This is a genomic window from Photobacterium sp. R1, from assembly GCF_054600795.1.
In genome coordinates, this window is sequence record NZ_BAAHZP010001130.1 from 1 (window position 1) to 203 (window position 203).

The 203-nt window shown below is 49.8% G+C and carries 1 tRNA gene; it reads left to right on the forward strand.

The features are described from left to right. Positions 1–127 precede the first annotated feature (127 nt). A tRNA-Pro gene (locus ACYP03_RS28575) sits at positions 128–201 on the forward strand. Positions 202–203: the final 2 nt, after the last annotated feature.

Genomic DNA, 203 nt, shown 5'->3' on the forward strand with positions numbered 1-203 from the left:
TGGCTATAGCTCAGTTGGTAGAGCCCCGGATTGTGATTCCGGTTGTCGCGAGTTCAAGTCTCGTTAGCCACCCCATACAATTTGGTATGGAGTTTTTGATTAAACTCGGTACGCAAAAAATAAAAGTCGGTGAATAGCGCAGTTTGGTAGCGCATCTGGTTTGGGACCAGAGGGTCGGGGGTTCGAATCCCTCTTCACCGACC